This is a genomic window from Sphingosinicella sp. (genome assembly GCF_052387495.1).
Classification (GTDB): Bacteria; Pseudomonadota; Alphaproteobacteria; order Sphingomonadales; family Sphingomonadaceae; genus Allosphingosinicella.
The window spans coordinates 1-10,347 of record NZ_JBQTJC010000046.1; the positions used below are offsets into that span (position 1 = coordinate 1).

Genomic DNA, 10,347 nt, shown 5'->3' on the forward strand with positions numbered 1-10,347 from the left:
AACGCGCGCGGGGTTGGAGTTCCTTGAAGCCATTTCGACCGAGAGGCTGATGGCGGCTTCTCCGTCTGTAGTGCCGCCCGCACATGCCGAAGCGGCCCCGGAAGTCTTTCGGGTTGCGCCGATGCCGGGGCTCAGCCGGTCGGAAGAACGAAAGCTGGCCCGTATTTGGGCGCCAAGCTAAGCAGTTCAGGACCACGTACTCGGCGTTTCGTGCACCGACACAGAGGCGGTCCCGAGTGGCAGCATCCGCGAAGGCGTGGTTGGGACATCGCCGCGCTCACTTGATCCGCTGAACGAGGTTGTTAATACGTGTGGCCGTCCTCGAGGGACTGGTTCGCAGTCACTGGGTATCAGGCGCGGGCGCGGGACTCGAATTCAGTCAATGCGAACTTTTCGGCAAACAGCTCAGCGGCCATCGGCGATCCGAAGAAATAGCCTTGTCCTTCCTCGCATCGATGAGCGTGCAGGAAGGCCCGCTGTCCGTCGGTTTCGACGCCCTCGGCGATCACTTTCAGGTCCAGCTGATGCGACAATTGGATCAGCGACGTCACGATGGCCCGGTCGTGCGCCGAGTCCTGCATCGTCTGGATGAAGCTCCTGTCGATCTTGATGTGGCTGATCGGATAATCCTTGAGCAGATTGAGCGAGGCATAGCCGGTGCCAAAATCGTCGAAGGCAAGCGAGACGCCCAGCGCATCAACCGCACGCAGTTGCGGCAAGACCAGCTCGACTTGATCGAGCACGATATTTTCGGTGATCTCGAGTTCGAGCGCGCTAGCCGGAAGCGAATGGCGCGCCAGCGTCTCGGCGACGGTCCTGGGTAGGTCGTCGGCACGGAACTGGGCCGCGAACAGGTTCACGCCGACGCGGAAATCCGGGTGATGCTGGCGCCAGATCTTCGCCTGCGCACATGCCGCGTCGAGGATCCAGGCGCCAACCGTCGCGGCAAGCGGACCGCCCTCCAGCGCCGGAAGAAAGGCCGCGGGCTGGAGGAGATTACGGGTCGGATGCTGCCAGCGGATCAGAGCCTCGGCACCGACAAGCGCACCGTCCGACAGCCGGATCTGGGGCTGATAATGGAGCCGCAATTCACCGCGCTCGACCGCGCGGTGCAGCTCCGCATCGTACATTCGGCGCGCAACCGCTTCGGCGCGCAGCGCCGGCACATAAAGAAACGAGCCGCCGCGACCGCCAGTCTTGGCCTGGAAAAGCGCGAGACCGGCGCTGCCCAAGAGGTCTACGACGGTCTCGCCATGCTGTGGCGAAATCGCGAGCCCGCAGCTTGCCGCGACGCGCACCTCATGCCCGTCGACGACATTCGGCTGGGCGATCGCTGCGACCAGCGCACCGGAAATGGCGGATATCTCCGACGGATCGCCGATGCCCGGCAACAGGATCGCGAACTCGTCGCCTCCTATACGGGCCACGGTTGCGCCCGGCGGAACCGCTTGCTGCAGCTTCATGCCGGTTTCCCGCAGAATCGCATCGCCGACCGCGTGGCCCAAGGTTTCGTTAACGTCTTTGAAGCCGTCAAGGTCGATCATGACTATGCCGATCGTTTCCTCGGCCTGGAGCGCGGCGGCACCGTTGCTGTGGATAAGGTTCCGATTGGGCAGCCCGGTCAGGCTGTCATAATTGGCCAGCCGATATAGCGCATCCTCCTGTTGCAGACGGTCCGTCACATCCTGGACGATCGCGCCGAAATGCAGCTCCTCCCCTTCGCGCCAATGCGACCAGGTCAGCTCGGCGGGAAAGTGTGTGCCGTCTTTGCGCACACCGGTGAACAGGCTGGTTCCCTTGGCAGGCGGCGCGCCGCCGCCGAGCACGCGCGCTATTGCCTCTTTAACAAGGGAATGCTGGCGCCCGGGCATGAGAAGAGCGATGTCGCGCGCGATTGCTTCCTCGGCCGCATAACCGAACATGGTGACGGCCGCCGGGTTCCAGGCGGTGATAAGGCGCGCCTGGTCGAAGCAGATGACGGCGTTGGGCGAAGTTGCCGCGATCGCCGCGAACGCCGACGGCCGCGCCTGGTTGGCGACTTCGAGGCGACGGAGTTCGAGCTTGTCCGACGCCAATCGGGCCAGATCCTTGAGGCGAGCGCGGTCCTGCGCGTCGAATCCGGCGTGCGGCTCGGAGTCGACGATGCACAGCGCGCCCAGCGGGTGCCCGCTCGGCGCTCGCAGCGGCACGCCGGCATAGAAACGGATCAAGCCTCCGGTAACGAGCGGATTGTCGTGGAAGCGGGGATCGAGCAGCGCGTCCGCGACCACCATGACACCATCCTGGGTGATCGCATGGGCGCAGAAGGAGACGTCTCGACCCATGTCGCACTCGCCGACGCCGGCGCTCGCGGCGAAGAAGACGTGATCGCTGCCGATCATATTTACCGCCGCGGCGGGGACATCGAACAGCTTGACGGCAATCTCGACGATCGGGTCGAGGCTGGGCACGGCGACGCCCGCGCTCAAGCCGTGCTCCGCCAAGGCGCCCAAACGGCCTTCTTCATCAGGAATTGTGCTTGGACACCGCATAGGCATTCTCTCCAACTGAGAATGTAGCCCTCCAAGCGCTGCCAAATGCCTAACGATCATTCCCTGGCCCGATGTTCGCCATTCCCGGTGCTTCGCTCATTGGCGAAAAATCCGACCCAAGGCGATCCGCTCCAGCGCCGACTTAACGGGTCCTTAGCGGACGGCCACTAGAACCGGGGCGCAACCCGACCCACGCAAGCCATCGGAGTTCCCCGGCAATGTGGCAGGTATATTCCTGTATCGCTCATGAGCATGACCTGCGCCTGGTCGGGGTGGCGGCAGCGATCTGCTTTCTGGCTTCCTTCACGGCCTTCGCCACCTTCGATCAGTTCCGCGCGGGAGGCCGCCGTCGGTTTGTATGGGGCGGCATCACCGCTCTCGGTTCAGGTATCGGGATTTGGGCGACCCACTTCGTGGCCATGCTCGCCTACGAACCGCGCCTTCCGGTCGGATATGATCTGGCGACGACGATCCTGTCGGTCCTCATCGCCGTCGTCGTGACCGGGCTTGGCTGGGCGGCGGCCGCATTGCCCGGCTATCGCGGCTCGCTGTTCGGCGGCGGGCTGATCGCCGCCGGCATCGCCGGAATGCATTATACCGGCATGGCCGGCCTGCGGCTGGGCGGTCGGATCGTCTGGGACGAAGGCCTCATCCTGCTCTCGGTCCTGCTCGGCGCCGCGATGAGCATCGCGGCCATCGCCGAGCACCGGAAAAGGCCGCAGGACATTCCCTGGCGGCCCGCGACCTTGCTGGCCCTCGGGATCTGCGGCCTCCACTTCGTCGCGATGGGCGCGGTCGGCGTCTATCCCGACCCCAATTTCGAGGTGCCGCCCCAGGCGGTCGGCACCGGAACTCTTGCCGTCGCGGTGACGGCGGCGGCGATCCTCATCCTCGCGATCAGCTTCGTCATGGCCATCTTCGACCGCAACCTTGCCCGCCGCGAAATGCGGGAAGCGCAGCGGCTCAAGGGGATGGCCGACGCCTTGGTCGAGGCCGCGGCCGCGCGCGAGCAGCTGGCCGACGATCTGAAGCGGCAGGCCGAGATCAGCGCCGCCGCGCTGGACAACATGGCCCAGGGGCTGTCACTGTACGACCGGCACAACCGCCTCGTCACCTTCAACCGCAAATATGTCGAGCTGTACGATCTGCCCGCGAGCGTACGCGTGCCTGGCACGCCGATCGCGGAGGTGCTTCGGCATATGGTCGAACGGAGTTAGTAGATATGGGCTTGACACCGTTCCGGGGGTATCATAGAAGCTAGGCATCCAAGGGGTGATGCCATGAACTTGCTGACCATCTTCTCGCGCTTTCCCGATCAGGAAGCCTGCATTGAGTTTCTGGAAAGGGTGCGCTGGGGCGACAGCCCGTATTGCCCGTTCTGTGGTTCCACCACGGTAGCCCGCAAATCCGAGAGTGAGCGGATTGGCCGCTGGAATTGTCACGGTTGTCGGTCGAGCTTCAACGTCCTTTCCGGCACCATTTTCGAGAAGACGCGCCTTCCGCTTCAGAAGTGGTTCCTAGCGATCGGCATCCTCGTGAACGCGAAGAAGAGCGTTTCGAGCTGCCAGCTTGCCCGCGACCTCGACATGAACCAGAAGAGCGCTTGGTACATGCAACAGCGCATCCGCGCCGCCATGCTGACCGAAGAGGGGGAATTGTTGCAGGGCATCGTCGAAGCCGACGAGACATACATCGGCGGCAAGCCGCGCCGTGGCAACCGCCGCGACGACGACGAAGGCCCCGGCAAGTTCACTGGTCGTGGCACTCGCAAAACCCCGGTGATCGGGGTAGTCGAGCGCGGCGGGCGTGTCGTCGCCCGGCAGTCCAGCCCCGGCGTTAGCAGCAAAATCCTCAGCAAGTTCATCGCCAGCAACGTGGACCGGAACGGCACCCTCATTATTACCGATGAGTTCGGCGGCTACGTTCGCCTCGCCGCGACGATGAACCACGCCGTCATCCGGCACAAAGAGCGGTATGCTGAGGGGCTCGTGCACACCAACACGATTGAAGGCTTCTGGGCGTTGCTGAAGCGCGCTTGGTACGGCACCCACCACCATTATTCCAAGCGCTACATGGCCCTCTTCATCGCCGAGTCCTGCTGGAAATATAATCACCGGAAGAACGCCGACCCCTTCGGCACGTTCATGAGGGGATGCTTCGCATGACGAAGCCTTGGATCAACAAGCTCTATTATGGCGACTGTCTGACGATCATGCGCGACATGCCTATGGGCTACGTCGATCTCGTCTATTTGGACCCGCCCTTCAATTCCAACCGCGACTATAATGCGATCTACAAAGACGAAACGGGGCGACCCCTGCCCGACCAGATCGAGGCCTTCAACGACCTCTGGGAGCTTTCAGAAGAGCGCCAGCGCGCCATCCGCATGATGCCCGTTCTGATGCGAGATTATGGCATTGCCGATGAAGTCGTGGAGTTCTGGAAAATCTGGATGAACGCGCTGCGGAACACGCAGCCCAACCTGCTCGCCTATCTCTCCTACATGACTGAGCGGCTGTTGCCCCTGCGCTCTATTCTGAAGCCGACTGGCTCGATCTACCTGCACTGTGACGCGACGGCTTCGCACTACATCAAGGTCATGATGGACGGCATTTTCGGCCACGACGCCTTCGTTAACGAGATCATCTGGAAACGCTACGGGGCGCACAATGACGTGGGCCAGGGATCGCGACATTTCGGGCGCGTCCATGACACGATCCTCTTCTATTCGCGATCCAAGAAGCGGACCTGGACTCAGCTCTTCACGCCGCTTGACCCTGCCTATGTCGCCGAAACGTATCGGCATGACGACGGCGACGGCCGTAAATACACCACCACGCCGCTGACCGCCCCCGGCGGCGCTGCGAAAGGCAACCCAGTTTTCGACTGGAAGGGACACACGCGGGCTTGGCGCTACAGCAAAGACACGATCCAACGGCTTCATGACGAGGGCAAGCTGCGCTATTCCCGCACCGGGTACGCTCGCCAGAAGATGTATCTGGAGGACTCACGGGGCGTACCGCTGCAATCAGTCTGGAGCGACATTTCCAACCTCGCCGGCTCGAATAAGGAGCGCTTGGGCTATCCAACACAGAAGCCGCTGGCGCTGATGAAGCGGATAATCGAGGCATCGACCAAGCCCGGCGACGTTGTGCTAGATCCATTTTGCGGATGCGCGACCACCATTGAGGCCGCCCATGCGCTCGGGCGCAAGTGGATCGGCATCGACATCGCCATTCATGCGATCAAGCGCGTCGCCAAGGTGAGGCTCGAAGATCGGCTTGGCCTTCGCGAGGGCGTTGATTTTGTCATTGAGGGCGTCCCCCATACGCTAGAGGGCGCACAGGACCTCTGGGAGCGGGACAAGCATCAATTCCAGAAGTGGGCAATCGAGCAGATCGACGGCTTCGTTACGTCCCGCAAGACGGCTGACGGCGGAATCGACGGGCGGCTCTACTTTGCCGTTCCCGACGAGCGCGACCTGCAAAGCATGGTGATCGAGGTCAAAGGCGGAAAGAACGTCAATCCCACCGTCCTGCGCGACTTGCGCGGCGTTCTAGCCCGCGATCAGGCGCTCATGGCCGGGTTGATCATCATGGACGACTTGGGGCCGCGAAAGATGGCGAACTTCCACCGTGAAATGGGCATGGCCGACGACCTTGACGTGAACGGCGTTCTCTATCCCCGGATGCAGATTCTGACCGTTCGGGAGATTCTGGGCGGCAAGCGCTTCAACACGCCCTCTGTCGCGAAGGGAAAATCCGTAAACCAGCCTGTGCTCCCGATGGGTTAGGCGGCGCGTAAGCCCATATCTACTTATTCCGTGGTCGAAAGCGGCAAATATACCGGGCCGCTCGATTTCTATCTGGACGAGGTGGCGAGCGCCACGCGGGAAGCCGGCCACACCGAAATCCGCATGAGCTGCGGCCGCATCATCGACGTCCAGCGCCAGCCGCTGCCCGACGGCGGTTGGGTGGCGACGCACGAGGATATTACCGAGCGGCGCCGCTCCAGCGATCACATCGCCTATCTTGCCGGGCATGACGTCTTGACCGGCCTCCCCAATCGCGCGTCGTTCACGAGCGGGATACGCGTATGCACGGCCAATTTGGAGCACGGTCATTGCTTCGCGCTGCACACCATCGATCTCGATCGGTTCAAGGAGGTCAACGACACGCTTGGGCATGGGCTGGGCGATGAGATACTGAGGCAGACGGCGGCCCGGCTCGGCGAGATCGTCGGCGACGGCGGACAGGTCACACGGCTCGGCGGTGACGAGTTCGCGATCATTCAGAACGGTGCCGACAGGGATTCCGCGGCGGCTCTCGCCGAGCATGTCATCGGCAGCCTGACGCTTCCGTTCGCGTTCGACGGCCATACCATCGCGATCGGCGCGAGCGTCGGCATCGCCATGGCTCCCGACGACGGCAGGGATGGCGACGACCTGTTGAAGAAGAGCGACCTCGCGCTTTATCGCGCGAAATCGGACAGCAAGGGATCGTACCGCTTCTTCGAAGCGGGAATGGATCTGCGCCTGCGGGAGCGGCGCGACCTGGAGCGCGATCTTCGCGTCGCGATCCAGCAAGCCCATTTCGAACTCCACTATCAGCCCGTGCTCAACCTCGCGACGAAAAGGATCACGTCCTTCGAAGCGCTTGTCCGCTGGCGTCACCCGACGCGCGGCCTCATCCAGCCGGCCGATTTCATCCCGATCGCCGAGGACACCCACCTGATCCTGCCGATTGGAGAATGGGTGTTGAGACAGGCCTGCCGCGACGCGGCCACCTGGCCAAGCGAAATACGGATCAGCGTGAACCTGTCCGCGGCTCAGTTCAAGCGCGACGACCTTGTGGCAATGGCGCAAAGCGCGCTGTCTGTCGCGGGCCTCAGCCCGGATCGGCTTGAGCTCGAAATCACCGAATCGGTCCTGCTGCACGACGAGGCCTGGGTTCTGGCGATCCTTGGCCGCCTTCGCGCGCTGGGCATCCGCATCGCGATGGACGATTTCGGCACGGGATATTCGAGCTTGAACTACCTGCGCAGCTTTCCCTTCACCAAGATCAAGATCGATCGTGGTTTTGTCGGGGACCTGGCCAAGACGGAAGACGGCCGCGCCATCGTGCAGGCGACGATCCAGCTCTCCGAAAAGCTTGGCATGGTGACAACCGCCGAAGGCGTCGAAACCGTTGACCAGATGGACATCCTGTCTGCCGAGGGCTGCACCGAGATCCAGGGCTTCCACATCAGCCAGGCCGTGCCCGCCTTCGACATTCCGGGGCTGCTCGCGGAGTACAATTCGAAGAGGGCTGATCGCGCCGCGGAAGACGAGCTGCCAGATGTGACCTCATCGCTGCGAGTGGTCGGCAAGCGCCGATAGAGCGGGTTGCTCGTCGTTGCTCATTTGTGGCCGGGCTGACGCCCGTCGATTCCGTCAGGCCGGCTGTGCAACCCGCCCGCAAGGGCGCCGTGACAACCCCGGACTCCAGTTATGACTGGAGAAGGGACGGGAGCACGTCAGATCCAATGAAGGTTCGACGGCATGCTCGTCGCCGTTGGCGAGCAGCCCCTGTCCCGCCGGTCAGGTTGCTTTGACAGAACTGTCCTGGGCCCTGGCGATCATATCTCGCGCGTCGAGCTCAAGCCGCTTCATGTGCTGGCAGACTGCCGGCCACTCCTCGGTGAGGAACCGGGCACGCTCGAATTGCCGCAGTCGCTCGACCCCGCTCCCGGCGACGAATATCCCGACCCCCTGACGCATTTCGACAACGCCGATCCCCACCAGGTGATGATAGGCTTTCACCACGGTGAGGGGGTTCAATCCGGCCTGCGCTGCGAGATTGCGGATCGAGGGCAAGCGATCGCCATTCCCGAACCGCCCCTCCAATATCCATTGCGAAATCTGGTCGCGAAGGTTGAGATAAGCTGGCTGACCGCTTCGCAGGGCGGCTTCCTCCATAGCGGGCAATCGAGCGCGCCTTCCTAGATATCACGAGTAAGAAGAAAATCCAGCATCCATGGTGTGCATTGCACCAGCGAGCGGCGCCACCGGATGCCGAGTTCGGCGCCAGCCCTTGCCGTCGACAAAGGACCCGGTTCGGGCAGAAGCCGGTTTCACCCAAGGTCCGCAATCGATGTCGTGGAGGCTCCACAGAGCCGGCAGTTTTACCGGCATGTGTGGAGGGAAGGAAGCGATGGAGCTAGCTGCGCTAATCGGCATCGATCGCCAGGCCGGTGCTCCAGGGGCACGGGGTTGACGCGCGCTGCGAGGCGGTGCGGCGCCGGCTGGCCCGGGCGAAGGTTCCGCCCTTCACGAAGCCCACCGTGCCTGATCGGCATGGAGACCTGCGCCATCGCCAGCCATTGGGCGCGGGAGCCCGTCGCGCATCGGCGTTCAGGTGCGCCTGCGCCAGCGAGCTCGGCCGACGCTCATATCGGCGAACAGCCCCTGATCTGCTTTGGCAGCAGCCTTCGGAACCTTTTCGCGCCGACGCATTTATTGTTGTCGATTTGAAAGGGATAGGGGATGCAATTTCGATACCGAACGCCGGCGATAGTCGGTACGTGGCGCAACACGCGCGAGGAGGCGATCAACGACGCAATAAGGGCTGGTCAGGCCTATCGTGACGACAGCTGCCCTGCTGGCATTGTGTGGCGCGACGGCGCCCGGCTTGAAGAACAGGGCACGACTGTTGAGGTTGCATAGTCAATCCAAAGCCGCCTTTTTTCCGCTTTCGATGCGGTGGCAGAGGCTTCCTGGCATCGATCGCCCAAAAAGGGAGCCGGCGATGGCGGCGAGCCAGCGTCCTTACGCTCTCTTCACTCCGCTGTATCGCTAGCCTGCCCCGGCTTGATCCGGGGGACCGCGCCGTCGTGTGGGCGCTCGCGTGTAGAACCTGTCCCATAGCTCCTCCCGCCTCGGTGACGATCGATCCTATCACCACTGCGCGGGACTAAACACCTAGAGAACGGCATCGACCGATTGCGGACCACCTGGATTGCAGCAGCCCTTGCAGGTTGGCAGAGAAGAGAGAACGGATGCCCGACTCTCACCAGGCGATCCGCAAGCCCGCCGTCGCGGCATGGGCGTCGTAGCCGGAAGCGAAGCGGCCGTCATAGGCGCCGTAGAAAGCGAGCCGCGGGGTCAGCTGGATGCCGAGCTGCGCGCCCAGCGCGAGGGAATCCCGCTCGGGAAGGCCGCGCATGACGAGCGGCGCGCCGGGCGCGAGGTTGAAGGCGACCGGCAGCGTCCGTTCCTCGCCGCCCAGCACCGCGACGTAGCGGCCCCAGGCCGCGACATCGATCCGGCTCCCGGCGTCGATGGCGAAGCCGCGGCCGATCTCCAGACCGGCCGAGGCGCGGGTGCGGTCGCGGTCGCTCGACGGCGCGGACAGGCCGAGCGCGCCGTTCTCGACGAAAGCGTCGCTCTCGATCCGGACATGATCGAGCGCCAGCCGGGGAACGATCCGCCACGCACCCGCCTCGAACCGGTAGCTCGCCTCGGCGGCGGCGCCCCACAGGTTCACGTCATAGGAGCCGGCGGCCAGCCCCAGAAGATTGCGGACGCTGTCGACCGAACCGAAGCCGTGCACAGCGGCGAGTGCGAGGCCGAACGGGCCCGAGCCGAAGCGCGCCGAGGCGGCGACCTGGGTCAGCTCGACATCGGCGCTCTCGCTGGCGCCCGGCACGGCAAGGTCGAGCCGGCCATGATCGACCCCGAATCCTAGCGCGAGGCCGGGCGCAAGCGACAGGCTGAACCCGCCCGCCAGGCCCCAGGCGTCGCGCCGCTCGGCCGCGACGCCGCCGCGCGCATCGGCGC

8 protein-coding genes are annotated in these 10,347 nt (G+C 63.7%); 5 read left to right on the top strand and 3 right to left on the bottom strand.

What is annotated here, in order from left to right; all coding sequences use genetic code 11:
- On the top strand, window positions 1-181 hold a 181-nt coding region (locus ACT4N8_RS02715; RefSeq protein WP_444856600.1), incomplete at its 5' end, for a hypothetical protein.
- Between the two features lie 169 nt (window positions 182-350).
- Here ACT4N8_RS02715 and ACT4N8_RS02720 read toward each other — a convergent pair.
- Window positions 351-2,468: a putative bifunctional diguanylate cyclase/phosphodiesterase gene (locus tag ACT4N8_RS02720; RefSeq protein WP_444856601.1), complete on the bottom strand. Its 2,118-nt coding sequence runs from the start codon at window positions 2,466-2,468 to the stop codon at window positions 351-353.
- Between the two features lie 281 nt (window positions 2,469-2,749).
- On the opposite strand from ACT4N8_RS02720, the gene ACT4N8_RS02725 reads away from it, so the two are divergent.
- The 4 genes from ACT4N8_RS02725 to ACT4N8_RS02740 all read left to right on the top strand — a co-directional run bounded on the left by ACT4N8_RS02725 (window position 2,750) and on the right by ACT4N8_RS02740 (window position 7,908).
- Window positions 2,750-3,748 (top strand): MHYT domain-containing protein, encoded by a 999-nt coding sequence (locus tag ACT4N8_RS02725; protein WP_444856602.1) that lies wholly within the window; start codon window positions 2,750-2,752, stop codon window positions 3,746-3,748.
- Window positions 3,749-3,811: 63 nt separating this feature from the next.
- Window positions 3,812-4,696 (top strand): IS1595 family transposase, encoded by an 885-nt coding sequence (locus tag ACT4N8_RS02730; protein ID WP_444856603.1) that lies wholly within the window; start codon window positions 3,812-3,814, stop codon window positions 4,694-4,696.
- Window positions 4,693-6,324 (top strand): site-specific DNA-methyltransferase, encoded by a 1,632-nt coding sequence (locus ACT4N8_RS02735; RefSeq protein WP_444856604.1) that lies wholly within the window; start codon window positions 4,693-4,695, stop codon window positions 6,322-6,324. Before ACT4N8_RS02730 ends, ACT4N8_RS02735 begins: the two co-directional genes overlap by 4 nt.
- Before the next feature lie 30 nt (window positions 6,325-6,354).
- Window positions 6,355-7,908: a putative bifunctional diguanylate cyclase/phosphodiesterase gene (locus ACT4N8_RS02740; protein ID WP_444856605.1), complete on the top strand. Its 1,554-nt coding sequence runs from the start codon at window positions 6,355-6,357 to the stop codon at window positions 7,906-7,908.
- 201 nt (window positions 7,909-8,109) lie between these two features.
- On the opposite strand, the gene ACT4N8_RS02745 is transcribed toward ACT4N8_RS02740, so the two are convergent.
- Together ACT4N8_RS02745 and ACT4N8_RS02750 are read right to left on the bottom strand one after the other, a co-directional pair.
- Window positions 8,110-8,487, bottom strand: a complete 378-nt coding sequence (locus tag ACT4N8_RS02745; RefSeq protein WP_444856606.1) for a GntR family transcriptional regulator — start codon at window positions 8,485-8,487, stop codon at window positions 8,110-8,112.
- A gap of 1,090 nt (window positions 8,488-9,577) precedes the next feature.
- A partial coding sequence (locus tag ACT4N8_RS02750; protein ID WP_444856607.1) for an autotransporter outer membrane beta-barrel domain-containing protein occupies window positions 9,578-10,347 on the bottom strand: 770 nt, incomplete at its 5' end.